The sequence below is a fragment of the Tatumella sp. JGM130 genome, from assembly GCF_018257525.1.
In the GTDB taxonomy this organism is placed as follows: domain Bacteria; phylum Pseudomonadota; class Gammaproteobacteria; order Enterobacterales; family Enterobacteriaceae; genus Tatumella; species Tatumella punctata.
On sequence record NZ_JAERJS010000004.1, the window covers coordinates 102,694 to 122,068 of the forward strand.

General features: G+C 51.2%; 16 protein-coding genes. 1 reads left to right on the forward strand and 15 read right to left on the reverse strand.

What is annotated here, in order from left to right; genetic code table 11:
* Nucleotides 1–15: 15 nt before the first annotated feature.
* The 15 genes from JK211_RS03115 to JK211_RS03185 form a co-directional block, all read right to left on the reverse strand.
* A complete protein-coding gene (locus JK211_RS03115; protein ID WP_212707210.1) occupies nucleotides 16–486 on the reverse strand; it encodes a GNAT family N-acetyltransferase in 471 nt (156 codons plus the stop codon).
* 115 nt (nucleotides 487–601) lie between these two features.
* Nucleotides 602–2,059, reverse strand: a complete 1,458-nt coding sequence (gene nuoN / locus JK211_RS03120) for an NADH-quinone oxidoreductase subunit NuoN (protein WP_212707211.1) — start codon at nucleotides 2,057–2,059, stop codon at nucleotides 602–604.
* Nucleotides 2,060–2,065: 6 nt separating this feature from the next.
* Entirely contained in the window at nucleotides 2,066–3,586 is a 1,521-nt protein-coding gene (gene nuoM, locus JK211_RS03125; protein WP_212707212.1) for an NADH-quinone oxidoreductase subunit M, read from the reverse strand.
* A 96-nt stretch (nucleotides 3,587–3,682) separates the two neighbouring features.
* Nucleotides 3,683–5,518 (reverse strand): NADH-quinone oxidoreductase subunit L, encoded by a 1,836-nt coding sequence (nuoL, locus tag JK211_RS03130; protein ID WP_212707213.1) that lies wholly within the window; start codon nucleotides 5,516–5,518, stop codon nucleotides 3,683–3,685.
* Nucleotides 5,515–5,817: an NADH-quinone oxidoreductase subunit NuoK gene (gene nuoK / locus JK211_RS03135; protein WP_212707214.1), complete on the reverse strand. Its 303-nt coding sequence runs from the start codon at nucleotides 5,815–5,817 to the stop codon at nucleotides 5,515–5,517. Before nuoK ends, nuoL begins: the two co-directional genes overlap by 4 nt.
* On the reverse strand, nucleotides 5,814–6,368 hold the full coding sequence (gene nuoJ, locus JK211_RS03140) for an NADH-quinone oxidoreductase subunit J (RefSeq protein ID WP_212707215.1): 555 nt from the start codon (nucleotides 6,366–6,368) through the stop codon (nucleotides 5,814–5,816). Before nuoJ ends, nuoK begins: the two co-directional genes overlap by 4 nt.
* 10 nt (nucleotides 6,369–6,378) lie before the next feature.
* Nucleotides 6,379–6,921, reverse strand: a complete 543-nt coding sequence (gene nuoI / locus JK211_RS03145) for an NADH-quinone oxidoreductase subunit NuoI (RefSeq protein ID WP_212707216.1) — start codon at nucleotides 6,919–6,921, stop codon at nucleotides 6,379–6,381.
* 11 nt (nucleotides 6,922–6,932) lie between these two features.
* Nucleotides 6,933–7,910 (reverse strand): NADH-quinone oxidoreductase subunit NuoH, encoded by a 978-nt coding sequence (gene nuoH / locus JK211_RS03150; protein WP_212707217.1) that lies wholly within the window; start codon nucleotides 7,908–7,910, stop codon nucleotides 6,933–6,935.
* Nucleotides 7,907–10,630: an NADH-quinone oxidoreductase subunit NuoG gene (nuoG, locus tag JK211_RS03155; protein WP_212707218.1), complete on the reverse strand. Its 2,724-nt coding sequence runs from the start codon at nucleotides 10,628–10,630 to the stop codon at nucleotides 7,907–7,909. Before nuoG ends, nuoH begins: the two co-directional genes overlap by 4 nt.
* Nucleotides 10,631–10,743: 113 nt before the next feature.
* Nucleotides 10,744–12,090 (reverse strand): NADH-quinone oxidoreductase subunit NuoF, encoded by a 1,347-nt coding sequence (gene nuoF / locus JK211_RS03160; protein WP_212707219.1) that lies wholly within the window; start codon nucleotides 12,088–12,090, stop codon nucleotides 10,744–10,746.
* On the reverse strand, nucleotides 12,087–12,605 hold the full coding sequence (nuoE, locus tag JK211_RS03165; protein WP_371734573.1) for an NADH-quinone oxidoreductase subunit NuoE: 519 nt from the start codon (nucleotides 12,603–12,605) through the stop codon (nucleotides 12,087–12,089). The genes nuoF and nuoE overlap by 4 nt, the downstream gene beginning before the upstream one ends.
* Nucleotides 12,605–14,404: an NADH-quinone oxidoreductase subunit C/D gene (nuoC, locus tag JK211_RS03170; protein ID WP_212707220.1), complete on the reverse strand. Its 1,800-nt coding sequence runs from the start codon at nucleotides 14,402–14,404 to the stop codon at nucleotides 12,605–12,607. The genes nuoE and nuoC overlap by 1 nt, the downstream gene beginning before the upstream one ends.
* Before the next feature lie 115 nt (nucleotides 14,405–14,519).
* Nucleotides 14,520–15,200, reverse strand: a complete 681-nt coding sequence (locus JK211_RS03175; RefSeq protein WP_212707221.1) for an NADH-quinone oxidoreductase subunit B family protein — start codon at nucleotides 15,198–15,200, stop codon at nucleotides 14,520–14,522.
* Between the two features lie 15 nt (nucleotides 15,201–15,215).
* Entirely contained in the window at nucleotides 15,216–15,656 is a 441-nt protein-coding gene (locus JK211_RS03180; RefSeq protein WP_212707222.1) for an NADH-quinone oxidoreductase subunit A, read from the reverse strand.
* 486 nt (nucleotides 15,657–16,142) lie between these two features.
* Entirely contained in the window at nucleotides 16,143–17,102 is a 960-nt protein-coding gene (locus JK211_RS03185; RefSeq protein WP_212707223.1) for a LysR family transcriptional regulator, read from the reverse strand.
* A 922-nt stretch (nucleotides 17,103–18,024) separates the two neighbouring features.
* Between JK211_RS03185 and JK211_RS03190 the strand changes: the two genes are divergently transcribed.
* The gene (locus tag JK211_RS03190; protein ID WP_212707224.1) at nucleotides 18,025–19,242 is read left to right on the forward strand and encodes a pyridoxal phosphate-dependent aminotransferase; all 1,218 of its coding nucleotides are present in this window, start codon (nucleotides 18,025–18,027) and stop codon (nucleotides 19,240–19,242) included.
* The last annotated feature ends 133 nt before the right edge of the window (nucleotides 19,243–19,375 follow it).

A 19,375-nucleotide genomic window follows, 5' to 3' on the forward strand; every position in this document is an offset into this window, starting at 1 on the left:
AGCGCTGCTTCGCCGCTACAGAGTATCTCCCGCCTGAAGCAGCATACCGATATGGTCAATCCCGTCTTCCTGATAAACCTCAGTGCAGGCGGCAAAACCCTGTGCCCTGTAAAACGACTGCAGATGGGCCTGGGCCGATAACCGGATTGTCCGTCGGGGATAATACTTCTGACAACTTTCCAGTACTTTCTCCAGTAAATGGTGGCCCAGCTTTCGTCCGCGGGCATACGGCGCCACAATCACCCGGCCGATGCTCAGCGGTTGCCGGTTGTCTGCCGGTACCAGCACCCGGGCACAGGCTGCCAGCTTATCGCCGTCAAATCCCAGTAAGTGGCGGTTATCTCCCTGCACATCTTCCCCGTCAATATCCTGATAGGGGCAGCATTGTTCGACAATAAACACCTGATTACGCAGCGCCAGTAGCTGATAAAGCGTCGCGACTGTCAGTTCACTGTGGTGCAGATCTTTCCAGATAATTTCAGACATAACGTTTCCCATCATCCCGCGCTGCCGGTCTTCACCGGCAGTTCTGATTAACAGTAAAAAAAAGACCATGCGATGCATGGCCTTTGTGGTTATTCCCTGCGGCTAAACAAGTCACTCACATCAGCGGCTGTGCCAGTTTTACCAGCGAAATCAGCGGCTGCGGGAAAATACCCAGTAACATCACCAGTATCCCGGACACCAGAATCACTACCCCGCCGGCAGTATAGCCCCAGCCATCAGTAGTATCCCGGTGATGTAACCCCGGAGCGCTCAGGAACAGACTGACAGTAACCCGCAGGTAGTAATACAGCCCGATAGCACTCCCCGCAACAACGGCTCCCGCCAGCCACCATAACTGGCCGTGTATCGCCGATGCCAGCACATAGAATTTACCAATAAAGCCAAGGGTCGACGGGATCCCTGCCAGAGACAGCATCATTACTGCCATCACGGCAGACAATGCCGGCCGGTGCCAGAATAACCCGCGATAAGAATACAGAGAGTCCGTATCTGTCTCCTGACCGGCTGCTGACATCAGGCTGACGACCCCGAAAGCGCCAAGGCTGCTGAACAGATACCCTGCCAGATAAACGCCGGTGGTTTCCAGAGATAATTGCTGTGATCCTGCGGCAATTAAGGCCACCAGCAAATATCCCAGATGTGCAATCGAAGAATACCCCAGCAGGCGTTTAATATTGCTCTGAGCAATAGCCATCAGGTTACCGAACAGAATAGACGCAAAGGCAATGAATCCCAGTGCCGTCCGCATACCTTCACTATGGGTTAATGGCGTTTCAAGGAACAAACGCATTATCACCGCAAAGATAGCAATTTTACTGCCGGTCGCCAGGAACGCAGAGACCGGAGCAGGGGCGCCCTGATAAACATCCGGCGTCCAGAGATGGAAAGGCACCAGTGACAGTTTGAAACCAATACCGATAACGATCATCCCGAATCCGGTCAGCATCAGAGGTGAATTCAGACCAGCCGCCAGCAGGTGACTTCCCAGCCCGGAAAAAGTTAAATCACCACTGCCGGCATACACCAGCGCAATACCGAATAGCAGAAAGGACGAAGCCGCTGCCGACAGAATCGTATATTTCAGTGCCGCTTCCAGTGACCGTTTATGACGGAAGGCATACCCCACCAGCCCGAACAACGGCAGGGAGAGCAACTCCACTCCGATAAACATTGACGCCAGATGATCTGCACTGGCCAGTACTATCCCGCCCAGAACCGCGATGCTCAGCAGCAGATAGAACTCATCGCTATTATCCCGGAAAGATTTCAGCCATGGAAACGCAAAGGTACAGGTGGCTAAGCCCGCCATCAGTACCAATGCGCTGTAGAACACCGAATAACCGTCCACCCGTAACAGGGAGGTCACGTCCGTTGCTCCGTTATGGCCAACAAACCACAGAGATAACAACGCAAGGTTAAGACCAATGACTGTCAGTGTGGCGTTCACAACCGGGTTGCGTCGCCATGCAATGGACAGCATCACCACCACCACAGTTAATCCGGTGATTAACAGGGGGAGAAGCGCAATCAATTGTTCAGTAGTTATTGTCATGGCTAATCATGGCCTTGTTATTAAAGTTGAAGCGGTAAACCAGTGTTGAATATTACTCATGGCCGCACTTGAGGTATCGAGAATCGGTTGCGGATAAACCCCCAGCAGCACCAGCAATACCACCAGTACCAGAATCATCAGAAACTCACGGGCAGACATGCCCCGCAGCGGCGTCAGAGATTTGGGTGCACCGTAGTATGCCCGCTGCATCATGATTAATGAGTATACGGAAGCGAATACCAGACCAAAGGTGGCGATAATAATCACCACCGGCACTACCCGGAAACTGCCAGTCAGGATCATAAATTCACCGACAAAGTTACCGGTGCCCGGCATCCCGAGGTTAGCCGCCGCAAAAAACAACGACAGCCCCGGTAACCATTTAATTCTTGACCACAGTCCCCCCATCAGACGCATATCACGGGTATGTAACCGTTCATACAACTGACCACACAGAATAAACAGGGCTGCAGAAGATAACCCGTGAGCGATCATTTGTACCACGGCGCCCTGGAAAGCCAGCATACTGCCCGTATAAATCGCTATCAGCACAAACCCCATATGAGAAACAGAGCTGTAAGCAATCAGACGCTTAATATCCGTCTGGGCAAATGCCATCCAGGCACCGTAGAAAATCCCCAGTAAACCCAGCCCCATCGCGATGGGGGCAAATTCAGCTGATGCCTGAGGAAACAGCGGCAGACTGAAACGTAATAAGCCATAAGCGGCTGTTTTCAGCAGAATACCCGCCAGATCGACTGAGCCTGCTGTCGGGGCCTGGCTATGGGCATCCGGTAACCAGCCATGCAGCGGTACCACCGGCATTTTTACCGCAAATGCGATAAAGAAACCCAGCATCAGCAAATATTGCACAGGGTAAGACATCGGTGTGTTCAGTAGTTGTTCATAGCTGAACGTCAGCACTCCGGTTGCATCGAAATGTACGAACACTAAGCCAAGGATGGCAATCAGCATCACTAAACCCGACGCCTGGGTATAAATGAAAAATTTTGTGGCGGCTGAGATACGCGTTTTACCATCTGAGGCTTTATGTCCCCACAAAGCAATCAGGAAATACATCGGTACCAGCATCAGTTCCCAGAAGAAGAAGAACAGGAACATATCCATCGACAGGAAGACACCGACCACACCGCCCAGGATCCACATCAGATTCAGGTAAAAGAAACCCTGATATTTCTGAATTTCATTCCAGGAACAGAGCACTGCCATTGTCCCGAGTAACCCGGTCAGCACCACCATCAGCAGCGATAATCCGTCAATCGCCAGATGGAAACTGATACCCAGTGCCGGGATCCAGGGCACCGAAAATTCAGACTGCCACTGCGGGATACCCGCAGCCTGAGTTAATGAATACCCTCCCTGCGACCAGAGCAGCAGGGAAAGTGCCAGTGTTAACCCCATTGTTAACAGTGCTATCCAGCGTGGTGCTTTAACACCAAAACGTTCAGCCAGCCAGCAAAGGAAGCCGCCAACGAAGGGGATTATAATTAGCCAAGGTAGTAACACGGCGTTTGGTTCCCTTTTAGTGATCCGCGGGTGTCTGCGACCCGCGAAAATTTATCAAGCATGGAAGGAATGACATAATGTCCCTGCCAGCTCACCTCAAACCACCAGCATTAACGCCAGCACCACAACTGCACCGATGCCCATTGAAGCGACATACCAGCGCAGATAACCATTTTCGCTCACTACCAGACCTTTACTGGCCAGCCGCGAACCGCCTGCCAGCAAGCCAATCAGCGTATTTAACGGGTCCGATTTCAGTAACCAGGCAATGGCGCGATAAGGTCTGACAAATAACAGGTCATATAACCAGTCGAAACCCCAGGCAGCGAACCACCAGCGAGAGAGAATGCGTCCCGGTGCACTGGCTGCCACCGCTGACACCAGCCGGCGTTTACCCAGCCACAACAACCCGGCAATCACAAGACCGGCAACGGCAACAATCCCTGACGCGATTTCCAGGGCCATTTTCCCGCCATCAGCACCGTTACCCTGCGGCAGAACGTTAGCCAGCGGTGGTGTGATTAATGCGCCGACAAAAGTCGAAAGCACCAGTAATACCAGCAGCGGTAAACTGTGAGTGATCCCTTTTCCTGCATGAGCCTTAATTTTCTCTTCACCGTGGAACACAATAAAGATCATCCGGAAGGTGTACAGGGAGGTAAGGAAAGCCCCGGCCAGACCGGCTGCCAGTAAAGCATTGTGGCCGCTGCTCATTGCACCGTAGAGAATTTCATCTTTACTGTAGAAACCTGCGGTGATCACCGGTAACGCAGACAACGCGGCACCGCCTACCAGGAAACAGGCATAGACCAGCGGCAGGCTCTTACGTAATCCCCCCATCTTGAAAATGTTCTGTTCATGATGACAGGCAAGGATCACCGAACCGGAGGACAGGAACAACAGAGCCTTAAAGAACGCATGGGTCATCAGATGGAAAATGGCAGCATCCCAGGCCTGGACCCCCAGCGCCACGAACATATAACCAATCTGGCTCATGGTCGAATAGGCCAGTACCCGTTTGATATCGGTTTGTACCAGTGCCGCAAAGCCTGCCAGCACCAGGGTTATTGCGCCGATAATCCCCACCAGATGTAAAACGTCCGGTGTCAGCAGGAACAGGCCATGGGTGCGGGCAATCAGATAGACTCCGGCGGTGACCATAGTCGCCGCATGGATCAGTGCAGATACCGGCGTCGGTCCGGCCATTGCATCAGCCAGCCAGGTTTGTAACGGTAACTGGGCCGATTTCCCGACAGCCCCCCCCAGCAACATCAGGGTGGCGAATTGCAGCATATGATTATCCGCCGCAAAGTGCGCAGGTGCCAGTTCGACCATTTCACGGAAATTCAGCGTACCCAGCTCGTTGTAAAGAATAAACAACGCAATGGCGAGAAACACATCCCCGATACGGGTAATGATAAATGCTTTCATCGCGGCTTTGCCGTTATCCGGATTGGTATAATAGAAACCAATTAACAGATAAGAGCACAGCCCTACTCCTTCCCAGCCGAGGTACATCAGCATCAGGTTATCGGCAAGTACCAGCACCACCATACTGGCGATAAACAGGTTGGTATAAGCAAAAAACCGTGAATACCCTTCTTCACCGCGCATATACCATGAGGCAAACATATGGATCAGGAAACCCACACCGGTCACCACCGACAACATAGTCAGGGACAGGCCATCCAGCGTCAGGTTCACCTGAATATTAAATTGCCCGACCTGCATCCAGGTCCAGAGGGCCTGCTGATAGACAGCCTCGCCCCGGGCGAAGAAATCCATTCCGGCATACAGCGTAACCAGCGCAGCCAGCCCCACCGAGCCAATTCCCACGGTGGCGGAGACATTCTCCGACCAACGGCCACGGGAAAATGCCAGTAACAGAAAGCCGATCAGCGGCAATAAAATAGTTAAATAGAGAAGGTTCATCCGCGCATCTCGCTCACTGAATCAATATTCAGAGTCTGACGACGACGATGCAATTGCAGAAGTAAAGCCAGCCCGATACTGGCTTCTGCAGCCGCCAGACTGATCGCCAGAATATACATAACCTGACCATCCGCCTGCCCCCAGTAACTGCCGGCAACCACCAGTGCCAGTGCGGCCGCATTAATCATAATTTCCAGACCAATCAGCATAAACAGTAAATTACGGCGCAGCATCAGTGAGGTCAGCCCCATCACAAACAGAATTGCCGCAAGAATAAGTCCGTGTTGCAGAGGGATCATATCTGTTCCTCCTTGTTACCTTTGATTGTGTCGTCGGGCCGGTTACTGAGCACCTCACCCCGTCTGTCTTCACGGCCAATATGGTAAGCCACCACAACCCCCGCCAGCAGCAGCATCGACGCCAGTTCCACCGCCAGCACATAGGGGCCAAACAGGCTGATCCCTACGGCTTTAGCGCCCATCACCGTACCGTCGATCCCCTGATCGTTAATGCCGGAAATGGCATGAACCAGAGCAATCAGTAACAGTAATGAGATAGTCCCGGGTCCGAACCATAAACCCGGCTTCAGCCATTCACGTTCCTGTTGCTGCTGAACTTTGCCGAGATTCAGCATCATCACCACAAACACAAACAGCACCATAATTGCACCGGCATAGACGATAATTTCCAGTGCGCCGGCAAAATAGGCGCCGAGGGAGAAAAACACGCCTGCCACTGCCAGCAACGAAACAATCAGATACAGCAGGGCATGTACCGGGCTGGTGTGAGTAATCACCCTGAAGGTGGTTAACACCGCAATTGCCCCACAAAAATAAAATGCGAACTCCATTGCCGACTCCTTAGGGTAATAAGCCTTTAACGTCGATAGGTTTGGCTTCGTTTTCGGCAGAACCTTTATCCTTACCGTCGATAGCCATACCGGCCATACGGTAAAAATTATATTCCGGATATTTGCCGGGGCCTGAAATCAGCAGATCACCTTTTTCATACACCAAGTCCTGACGTTTAAATTCACCCAGTTCAAAATCAGGTGTCAGCTGAATCGCAGTAGTCGGGCAGGCTTCTTCACATAATCCGCAGAAAATACAACGCGAAAAATTGATGCGAAAAAACTCCGGATACCAGCGTCCGTCACTCATTTCCGCTTTTTGTAAAGAGATACACCCGACCGGACAGGCTACAGCACAGAGGTTACAGGCCACACAACGTTCCTGGCCGTCAGGGTCGCGGGTCAGCACAATCCGCCCGCGATAGCGCGGCGGCAGATAGACCGGCTCTTCCGGATACATCTGGGTTTCGCGCTTAGCAAAGGCGTGCATTCCGATCATCCAGATACTGCGCACCTGTGTCGCAAATCCCACCACAATATCTTTTAATGTCATGGTGTAGCTCCTTATTGCGCGTTGTACAGAATCACTGCTGCGGTAGCCAGCAGGTTCAACAGCGTCAACGGCAAACATACTTTCCAGCCGAACGACATCACCTGGTCATAACGCGGACGCGGCAGCGCAGCGCGGATCAGAATAAACATCATCATAAAAAATGCCGTTTTGAGGGCAAACCAGATAAATGGCGGTAACCAGGGACCTAACCAGCCGCCAAAGAACAGTGTGACAATCAGTGCCGATACTGTGGTAATAGCCACATATTCACCGACAAAGAACAGACCGAATTTCATCCCCGCATATTCAATGTGATAACCATCCGCCAGCTCCTGCTCAGCCTCTGGCTGGTCAAACGGATGACGGTGACAGACCGCAACGCCGGCAATACAGAAGGTCAAAAAGCCAAAGAATTGCGGAATGATATTCCACAGATGAGTCTGACTGACGATAATATCGGTCATATTGAACGAGCCCGCCTGCGCCACGACCCCCATCAGGGATAGCCCGAGGAAGACTTCATAACTGAGCGTCTGGGCCGAAGCACGCATCGCCCCCAGCAGTGAGTATTTGTTATTACTCGACCAGCCAGCAAACAACACCGCATACACCGCCAGCCCTGCCATCATCAGGAAAAACAACAATCCGATATTCAGATCGCTGACCATCCAGTCCGGAGAGACCGGGACAATGGCAAACGCCAGCAGTAAGGCGACAAAGGCAATGACCGGTGCAAGGGTAAAAATAGCCCGATCAGTAAAAGGCGGAACCCAGTCCTCTTTAAAGAACATTTTGATCATATCTGCAGCCAGCTGCAGTGAGCCCCCCCAGCCGACACGGTTTGGCCCGTAACGGTTCTGGAATAACCCCAGCAGGCGGCGTTCGGCAAAACTCATCAAGGCGCCACAGGCCACAACCACCAGCAGGATAACTATTGCCTTCACTATTTGGATCAGTACCGCGATGACTTCAGGAGTAAACCAACTCATTGTGCTGCCTCCTGCAGTTTTTCAATAGTGGCACCGGACAGGAACAGAGGAACCCCCGGCATTCCCAGCGGCAAGCCTGCCTGACCGGCAGGTAACGTCGCTGAAAAACGGACCGGCAGGCGGAGGGTTTCACCGGCGCATTGCAGTTCCAGCCATGTGCCGCGGGTGATACCCAGCTTTTCCGCCTCCCCCTGATTCAGAACCACACAGGCTTCAGTCATACGTTCACGGAACACCGCCGAGCGCTGTGACAGCTCTTCACTGCCAAATAAGCGATACAGAGGGGCTACCTGCCATTGACCACGGATCACCGGGGCTGGCAGCGGCGGCATAAACCACTCCAGTTGTCCGGCAGAAGGTTCGATTAACCGGACCCCGGGGTCGCCATGACGTAAATGCCCGCCGACCTCATCCTGGAATTTATTCCACGCCTGAGGTGAATTCCAGCCGGGTGCCCAGGCGAACGGCACCTGAGAACGCGGTGCGGAAGGCTGGTTATTCCCTTCCATGGAGAAGGCGAACATCGTATCAATATCCTGCGGCTGCCGCGGTTCATGCACACTGATATTGGCGCGCATGGCCGTACGCCCGCTATAACGATGAGGTGAGCGGGCCAGTTTCTGCCCGCGGATACGAAAGGCTGCGTCCGGAGCGGCATCTTTAATCGCCGCCAGCTGAGGCTGTGCAGCAATCACTGAGTCAATAACATGATCCAGCTGTGACCAGTCAATTTTCCGGCTTTCCAGCGCCACATGCAGCGAATGCAGCCAGCGCCAGCTTTCGGTAATTTGTACCGAATTATCGTAGAATGCAGGGTCAAATACCTGGAAGAAACGTTGTGCACGCCCTTCCTGGCTGACAACGGTCCCGTCAGCTTCGGCAAAAGTTGCCGCAGGCAGTACGAAACTGGCTTTATCCAGGGTTCTGGTCTGCTGGTGATCCGCCACTATGACCTGCTGGCAACGTGCCAGCGCCGCATCCACCAGTGATGCCGGAGCATGGCGATAGAGGTCATTCTCAAGGACTACAACCGTATCAGCGTCCCCCTGGTGCAGCCTATCCAGTACCGGCTCAAGCGGCTGACCACCGAGCATCGCCAGCCCGAGGCTGTTAGCCTGAGGCAACAGGAGAGTGATACCCACATCTGATCCGCGGTTTTTCAGTGCTCTGGCCACATTGGCCGCGGCATCGATTATTGCCTGGCTGCCGGAGTGAGTGCCGGAAATAATCAGCGGTTTCTTCGCACCACTCAGTGCCTGCACAATCACATCCAGTTTGCCCTCCAGAGAGGCGTCCATCTCTCCGGCCGCCGGTGCCGAGCTGTCGATGGCATGGGCAATCGCAAAGCCAAGCCGGGCCTGATCTTCCACCGCTGCCCGATAGCTCCAGGCAGCAATATCATCCAGCCGGGTTTCCTCGGTATGGGTTAAAAATAGCGGATGTTTCGCATGCTGGCCGATATTGAGGATCGCCGCAATCTGCCAGTCAGCCACTTTCTGGGCCGCTGCCATTTCACGCGCTTTTCCTTTCAGGGCCTGACGTACGGATAAGGCTACCCGCGCCCCTACCTGGGTCAGGTCTTCTCCCAGTACCAGTACGGCATCATAAGATTCGATATCCCGTAAGGACGGCGTGTTGATACCGCCATCACGCAGCACCTGCAGAACCCGCATCACATTATTATGTTCACTGCTGGCCATTCCGGTCGAAAAGTTTTCTGCTCCGACCAGTTGCTGTAACGCAAAGTTACTTTCTATACTGGCGCGTCCGGAGCCGATACCAATGACCTTTTTCCCCTGACGTATTATATCGGCAGCCGCATTAATCACCTGTTCTGAACTCAGGGTAACCCAGTCACTGCCGTGCCGCTGGCGAGGATGACGGGGACGGTCATCACGGTTTACATACCCGTAGCCAAACCGGCCACGGTCACACAGGAAATAGTGGTTAACACTGCCGTTAAAACGGTTTTCGATACGTCGCAATTCACCATAACGCTCACCGGGGCTGATATTACAGCCGACGCTGCACTGCTGACAGATGCTGGGAGCGAACTGCATATCCCATTTACGGTTGTAGCGTTCGGAATGAGTTTTGTCGGTAAACACGCCGGTCGGGCAGACTTCTGTCAGGTTACCTGAAAATTCGCTTTCGAGGGTGCCATCCTGCGGCCGGCCAAAGTAGACATTGTCGTGGGCACCATAGACCCCGAGGTCGGTACCACCCGCATAATCTTTGTAATAACGGACGCAACGATAGCAGGCAATACAGCGGTTCATCTCATGAGAGATAAAAGGCCCGAGATCCTGGTTACGATGGGTGCGTTTGGTGAAACGATAACGCCGGAAACTGTGTCCGGTCATCACCGTCATGTCCTGCAGATGACAATTCCCCCCTTCTTCACAGACAGGACAATCATGGGGATGATTGGTCATCAGCCATTCAACCACACTTTCACGAAACTCTTTCGCTTCGGCATCTTCCACCGAAATAAAAGTGCCGTCAGAGGCCGGGGTCATACAGGACATCACCAGACGTCCACGGGTATCTTCGGCATTCTGGTATTGCTTTACCGCACACTGACGGCAGGCACCTACACTGCCCAGCGCCGGATGCCAGCAAAAATAAGGAATATCCAGCCCGAGAGAAAGACAAGCCTGTAACAGATTGTCAGCCCCGTTTACTTCATATTCTTTACCGTCTACATGAATAGTAGCCATAGTGAACATGCTTCCGTAAGGCTCGTGCCGGCACGAGCGTTAAACATAATACTTATAATTTATCGTGGTGAATCAGGCGCCAGGCTCCCCTGACCGCGGGGAGGCTACCTGACTTACCATCGTGATTTCAGCAGGTTAGGCTGAATACCCTTCACAGGACGGATATTGCCGAATACCTGGGGTGCAATACCCGCTTCAAACTCATCACGGAAATATTTAATCGCACTCTGCAATGGCTCTACGGCACCAGGCGCATGGGCGCAGAACGTTTTGCCCGGGCCTAGCTGGCGACAGAGTTGTTGCAGCGTTTCAATATCCCCCGGCTGCCCTTTTCCCTGTTCCAGAGCGCGAAGAATTTTGACACTCCACGGCAGGCCATCACGGCACGGGGTACACCAGCCACAGGACTCGCGGGCAAAAAACTCTTCAAGATTACGGACCAGGGAAACCATATTAATTTCATGATCAACCGCCATCGCCAGCGCGGTCCCCAAACGGCTGCCGGCTTTACCAATACTGGCAAACTCCATCGGTAAATCGAGATGCGCATCAGTCAGAAAGTCGGTGCCTGCACCGCCGGGTTGCCAGGCTTTAAACTGCAGCCCGTCACGCATTCCTCCGGCATAGTCCTCAAGAATTTCACGGGCAGTAATCCCGAAAGGCAGTTCCCAGACACCGGGGTTTTTCACCCGTCCGGAAAACCCCATCATTTTGGTCCCGGCATCATCACTGCCGGAAATCCCTTTGTACCAGTCCACCCCGTTGGCAATAATGGCCGGCACATTTGACAGGGTTTCAACATTATTCACACAGGTCGGTTTACCCCACACACCAGCGGATGCCGGGAACGGTGGTTTGGAGCGCGGGTTAGCCCGGCGGCCTTCCAGTGAGTTAATCAGAGCGGTTTCTTCACCACAGATATAGCGCCCGGCGCCCGTATGAACGATCAATTCAAAGTTAAAACCGGTCCCAAGGATATTTTTTCCCAGCAGGCCCGCCGCGGTCGCTTCATCTATTGCCCGTCGCAGGTGCGCGGCCGCTTCAATATACTCACCGCGCAGGAAGATATAGCCGCGGTAGGCTTTCAGAGCAAATGCCCCAATCAGCATCCCTTCCACCAGCTGGTGTGGCATCTGTTCCATTAGCAGGCGGTCTTTATAGGTGCCGGGCTCCATCTCATCCGCATTGCATAACAGATAACGGATATTCATGGATTCATCTTTAGGCATCAGGCTCCATTTCAGGCCGGTGGAGAAACCAGCCCCGCCACGGCCTTTCAGCCCGGAGTCCTTGATTTGTGCCACAATGTCATCCGGCGACAAACTCTGAAGTGCTTTTACAGCACCGGCATAGCCATTTTTACTGCGGTACTCTTCCAGCCACACGGGTTGCTTATCATCCCGCATCCGCCAGGTCAGAGGATGGGTTTCCGCAGTACGAATGATTGTTTTAACGGTCATTGATACTGCTCCAGTAAAGTGGCAATTGCTTCCGGTGTCAGATGGACATGCGTCTGCTCGTTGACCATCATGACCGGCCCCTTATCACAGTTTCCCAGACAACAGGTAGGTAACAGCGTGAAGCGCCCGTCGGCGGTGGTCTGTCCCGGTTTAATATTCAGGGTGTGTTCCAGTGCCGTCTGTATCCCCTGGTAGCCGGTAATATGACAGACCACGCTGTCACAGTAGCGGATCACATACCGGCCGACCGGCTGGCGATAAATCTGGCTGTAAAAGGTGGCGACCCCTTCGACATCACTGGCCGGAATACCGAGCACACCGGCAATCGCATCAATCGCCCCGTCGGGAACCCAGCCGCGATGTTTCTGGACAATTTTCAGAGCTTCTATCGACGCGGCGCGGGCATCTTCGTAATGATGCTTTTCGTGTTCAATGGCCTGATGTTCTTCTGCGCTCAGCACAAAAGTTTCTGCAGGGTCTATCGTTTTAACGGCTATTTGCTGGTTATTCATCATTAGCGGTCCACGTCAGACATAACAAAATCAATACTGCCAAGATAGACAATCAGGTCTGATACCAGGCTGCCACGGATCACCGAAGGGATCTGCTGTAAATGCGGAAAGCTCGGCGTTCTGACCCTGGTCCGGTAACTCATGGTGCTGCCATCACTTGTCAGGTAATAACTGTTGATACCTTTGGTCGCTTCAATCATCTGGAACGATTCATTAGCAGGCATCACAGGACCCCAGGAAACCTGCAGGAAGTGGGTAATCAGCGTTTCGATATGCTGCAATGTGCGCTCTTTCGGCGGTGGTGTTGTCAGAGGATGATCCGCTTTAAACGGACCCGCCGGCATATTTTTCAGACATTGTTCAAGAATACGCAGTGACTGCCACATCTCTTCCATCTTCAGCATCACGCGGCTGTAAGCATCGCTGACGCCCCCGCCGACCGGAATGTCAAACTCAAAGTTTTCATAACCGGAATACGGGCGCCATTTACGGACATCAAAATCCAGCCCGGTGGCACGTAATGCGGCCCCGGTAGTTCCCCAGGCCAGGGCTTCCTGCTGGTTATAGGCGGCGACTCCCCGCGAGCGGCCAACCAGCACACTATTACGCAATGCGGCTTTGTCATATTCTTTGAGCCGTTTTGGCATCCAGTCGAGAAAGTCACGCAGTAACCGTTCCCAGCCGTTAGGAAGATCATGAGCAACGCCACCAATACGGAACCAGGCAGGATGCATCCGGAATCCGGTGATCGCTTCCACCACATCATAAATTTTTTGCCGGTCAGTGAAGGCAAAGAATACCGGGGTCATCGCCCCCACATCCTGAATAAACGTCGAGATATAAAGCAGATGGCTGTTGATACGGAACAGCTCAGAAAGCATCACACGGATCACATTGACCCGATCGGGAACAGTGATCCCCGCCAGCTTTTCGACAGCCAGTACATAAGGCATTTCATTAACACAGCCGCCGAGATACTCAATCCGGTCCGTGTAGGGAATATAGCTATGCCATGACTGGCGCTCTGCCATTTTTTCAGCACCACGATGGTGGTAACCAATGTCCGGCACACAATCGACAATTTCTTCACCATCCAGCTGCAGAATGATCCGGAAGGCACCATGGGCTGACGGATGGTTAGGGCCGAGGTTGAGGAACATAAAATCTTCACTGGCCGTACCGCGCTTCATGCCCCAGGCATCGGGATTAAATGTCAGAGCCTCCATTTCCAAATCTTCTTTCGCTTTGGTCAGGGAAAAAGGATCAAACTCCGTGGCACGGGCCGGATAGTCTTTACGTAACGGATGACCACTCCAGGTATCAGGCATCATGATACGGGTCAGGTGCGGGTGTCCGCGGAACGTAATGCCAAACATTTCCCAGGTTTCCCGTTCATACCAGTTGGCATTGGGAAAAATTGTGGTCAGAGTCGGCAAATACAGATCGCTTTCCGCTAACGCTACCTTGATCACAATATCGCGGTTACGATCAATCGATAACAGATGATAGAAAACAGAAAAGTCAGCAGCAGGCAGCCCCTGACGGTGGGTACGCAGCCGTTCATCTGTTCCATGCAAATCGTAAAGCATGACATAGGGTTTAGGCAGTGCGCGTAAGAAGGTGATTACTTCCGGTAACTGTTCACGCGGAACCCAGACCACCGGATGCCCGGTACGGGTTGGCTGAACAGTAAAGGCCTCAGGGCCAAAACGATTACGCAGTTCACCGATAACAGGATCATCAAGATGATCTCTGGTTTGCCAGGCGGGCAGAACGGAGTCTTGCGTGTTCAAATCAGTCATACGATATTCACCATTCCGGCCTGTATTCAGGCAATTATAAGATGACGTCAGGATGGCGGCCGGCGGGATGATGGTTCAGATGACGCCGGGATACACTCATCCCTGAATAACCGGCTTAGATTTCATCCGGGGTGCGTAAAGTTGTCACAGCAATACGTTCGCCACGTTTTCGTTCACGCTCTGAAGGCATATTGGCCCGGTAGACCCCCTGATCCCCGACCACCCAGGAGAGTGGCCGGCGTTCTTTACCGATCGATTCCTGCAACAACAACAGGGCCTGCATATAGGCTTCAGGACGAGGCGGGCAGCCGGGGATGTACACATCCACCGGCAGGAACTTATCAACGCCCTGCACAACAGAATAGATATCGTACATACCGCCAGAGTTGGCACAGGCTCCCATTGAGATAACCCATTTTGGCTCGAGCATCTGGTCATAGAGACGCTGTATTACCGGGGCCATTTTGGTAAACGGTGTCCCGGCAATCACCATAAAATCAGCCTGACGGGGAGAGGCACGCATCACTTCGGCGCCAAAACGTGCTACATCATGGACAGCAGTAAAAGAAGTGGTCATTTCAACATAGCAGCAGGAAAGACCGAAATTATAAGGCCATAGAGAGTTTTTTCTGCCCCAGTTAACCATGTCATGCAGCGCATGCTCCAGCTTGCCCATATACACACTGCGGTGTACATGCTGTTCCAGCGGATCGCTCACAATCTCCTGTTTTTGCAGGGGATAACGATCATTATTCCCGCTGCCTTCAGGGTCTATGCGGGTCAGCGTATAGTCCATTCTAATGCCTCACTGTTACTGCTTTTGAGAAGGGATATCACTACGTCCGGAATCTGTGGTGACGCGACGACGGGCAGGTGCCCAGTCCAGCGCACCGATACGTGCCAGATACACCAGACCCGCCAGTAATACCAAAATAAAGATCGCCGCTTCGGCAAAGCCTATCCAGCCGCTTTCGCGCACAGAAACTGACCATGCGTAAAGAAACAGCGCTTCAACATCGAAAATGACGAAGAACATCGCCACCAGGTAGAATTTTGCAGACAAGCGCAGCTGGGTATTACCGACCGCGTCGATACCCGACTCGAAAGGTGTATTTTTGTATCTTGCTTTTGCCCTGCCCCCGAGTAACCAGCCCCCGGTTAACATGAAAGCACAGAGCCCGAAAGCAATAATGACAAATACAACGAAAGCCCAATGATGTGCGATTACTTCAGTGGTTGTTGACATACTCATGCTTACTCATCAAACGTAGATCCGGAAGCCAGCTGACGCTTAACGCCCGTCACCACAATCATTCAAAGGAAGGGTTAACCTTATAAAAATCTGCTGCACCTATGGTACCCACAGTATAATTATGGTTTATCTACCCTCTACAGTAACCTTTTGTCAACACTGACAATTATAATTAAAGACTAATTCACAAAACACACATATTATTAACAAACAGTGCGACTTCGTCCAGCTAAATCGCTTCAGTCATGGTTGCTCATAGGGCGAACTGTTTAATTTAGCAACGATGTCCTTATAGTCTGGCAGGTCTTTTTCAATTTACCCCGGAAAGGATGAATTATTTTTTGATCGAGAGCAGAATTCAGAGAAGGATGAATAAAAAACAGCCAGATTGCGGGTTTTTATTCAAGTTTTTGCGGGTGACGGCAATAAAAAACCCGCCACAGAGATGACGGGTTTTAATAATCAGTAACGCTAACGGCTGTTCCGCTAGTGATCTTCACTATTTCCCGGGATGACATCCGTCAGATCTTCATCCTCTTCTGGCAGAGTCTCGTTATCTTCAGATAACGGATGTGACGGATCAGCCAACGGCTGTAATACGGTAAAGACCGACCGCAACAGTTCGTTATCATTATCTTGCTGACGACACACCAGATACTGGGTATCCGGCAGAGCAGGCAGTCCTTCCGCATTGCCCAGCACTCTGACTTCCGGGCCGATCATTTCGGCCGGACGTGCTGTTGCTCCCAGGCCTGATTTTACCGCGACTTTCACCGCAGACAGAGAGGTCGCCACGTAGGAAATACGCCATGGCGTTCCATTACGATTAAGATTTTCGATGGCCATTTCACGATAAGGGTTAGACTCATCCTGTAAAACCAACGGCAAGGCTTCACCGTGCCGGAAAGCATAATCTGCGGCACAAAACCACAATGTCGGAGAAGTACGCAGTACCTGGCTGATAACGCCATCACCGGCTGAAGTGCTCAGCACGATATCAACCTCTTTTCTCTCCAGCAGCTCAAACACAGTGGCCGACGGGGTAATACGGATATCAATCGTCAGTTTCGGATATAACGTGGTAATACGGTTAAGCACATAAGGAAGCAAGGTCTCGGCCGTGTCCTCAGTCACACCGATAGTCAATACTCCCTGCACATTGCTGTACATCAGCGATGCACAGGCTTCATCGTTAAAACGTAAAATTTTACGGGCATAGCCAAGTAACTGAATACCGTGCTCTGTCAGTAATTTATTACGCCCGTGTCGTGCAAACAGTTCTTTTCCGACCAGTTGCTCAAGCCGCTGCATTTGCTGGCTGACAGCTGACTGAGTACGGCACACAGCCGCGGCGGCGGCGGCAAACGTATTCAGATCCGCTACTGCGACAAATGTTCTTAGCAGGTCGAGATCCAGATTCATAATTGGAGGATTAGTATTTGTCATATTTTTTAGTCACTTATAAGATTTTTATTACTTACTGCCCTGGTATTACTTCAAAACCTGCCTGCCGGCAGGATACAAATCGGGGTGAGTATTTCCAAAAAAGGGTCCATCGGCAATAAGCGCAGACAGAAAAGCGGCCCTGTTTCAGAAAGTTCTCATTAACACAATTATTTCTATGTTGCGTGAAAGAAGACATTTTCTCCGGAAATGTTTCACGCTTCTGCTGAATATTTATCCTGACCAGAAAATGGCAGGTCGTAAAATTTATTGCAGATTTTAATCGCATTAAATTTATTAATAATACTTAATCATTTTTAACCGGGAATTGGAATTTTTTTTATATAAAAGTACATAATTTTTGACCTGCTTCATATTCAGAGAGCGGTATTTACCACTGACATCATCCCGGCGAGAAAGATAACCGAAAATAGTTGAGCAAAAAACCCTATCCTGCTGTTTTTTATATGTAATATAACATCATCAATATAAATAAAATCAGGACAATCATTAAAATTTAACAGAATTATCTTAATTAACTATTGATTTGAAATGCTGTTTGCTAATTTTCTTATCTATACAATAAAAATGGAACCGATTACATAAATAAACAATTAATCTGTCCTTACTAATAATTTACAGTTTTATCTTTACCTTCGGTTAACTGTTCATCTTTTACACGGTAAATTTCAATCAGATAGCCTGAAAGCAACAACCAGAATAAAATTCTATGTTTATAGAGATTACTGGTTAATTAATCTGGTTTTATTATATTTTACATTATATGATAATATTAAAATTACTGATGAGCTGAACAAATCCCCAAAAGATGCCTTTACCCTTCTTTTAGCACCATCAGAAGAGTACATTTATAGTGTTGACTCACAGGGCAGACACATGGACTCTGCCATCCAAGGCGATTGTAATGACTTATAAAATTGAAAAATCTGCGAAGCTTGAGAACGTTTGTTACGACATACGCGGCCCGGTACTGAAAGAGGCTAAACGCCTTGAGGAAGAAGGTAATAAAGTACTCAAACTCAACATCGGCAATCCGGCACCGTTCGGGTTTGAAGCGCCGGATGAAATTCTGGTGGATGTGATTAAACATCTGCCGACCTCCCAGGGATACTGTGATTCAAAAGGACTCTACTCCGCCCGCAAAGCCATTATGCAGCACTATCAGAAACGGGGTATGCGTGATGTCACTGTTGAAGATATCTATATCGGTAACGGTGTTTCAGAGCTGATCGTGCAATCTATGCAGGCGTTACTGAACACCGGTGACGAAATGCTGGTACCGGCACCTGACTACCCGCTATGGACAGCGTCGGTCTCCTTATCCAGCGGTAAAGCGGTACATTATCTCTGTGACGAATCTGCTGGCTGGTTCCCTGACCTGGACGACATTCGGGCCAGGATCACTCCGCGGACCCGCGGGATTGTTATTATTAACCCGAATAACCCGACAGGTGCGGTGTACAGCAAAGAACTATTGCTGGAAATTGTGGCTATCGCCCGTGAACATAACCTGATTATCTTTGCCGACGAGATTTACGATAAAATTCTTTATGATGAAGCCCGGCACCAGTCTATTGCCGCTCTGGCTCCGGACTTACTGACTGTCACCTTTAACGGATTGTCCAAAACTTACCGTGTGGCCGGTTTCAGACAAGGCTGGATGGTGCTGAATGGCCCGAAAAAACATGCCAAAGGCTATATCGAAGGCCTTGAAATGCTGGCCTCTATGCGTCTGTGTGCCAACGTACCGGCGCAACATGCGATCCAGACCGCATTAGGGGGTTATCAGAGTATCAGCGAGTTTATTACTCCCGGCGGGCGTCTTTACCAGCAACGGGACCGTGCCTGGGAACTGATTAACGAAATTCCCGGTGTCAGCTGTGTAAAACCACAGGGCGCATTATATATGTTCCCGCGTATCGACCCGAAAAAATTCAATCTGCACGATGACCAGAAAATGGTACTGGATTTTCTGTTACAGGAAAAAGTCCTGCTGGTTCAGGGCAGCGCGTTTAACTGGCCATGGCCTGACCATGTCAGGATTGTCACACTGCCACGTGTTGATGACCTCGAAATGGCTATCGGTAAATTCGGCCGGTTCCTGGAACACTACCACCAGTAATCAGCGGCATCCGACCTGCCCGGATCAGCAGATTCCGGGCATTTTTATTCTCCTGAATTCCGTATTTCACCCGCTCCGGTTTCCCGCCTGTCATTATCCGCTGCTATTATTGATGCCACTCACGACGAGAACG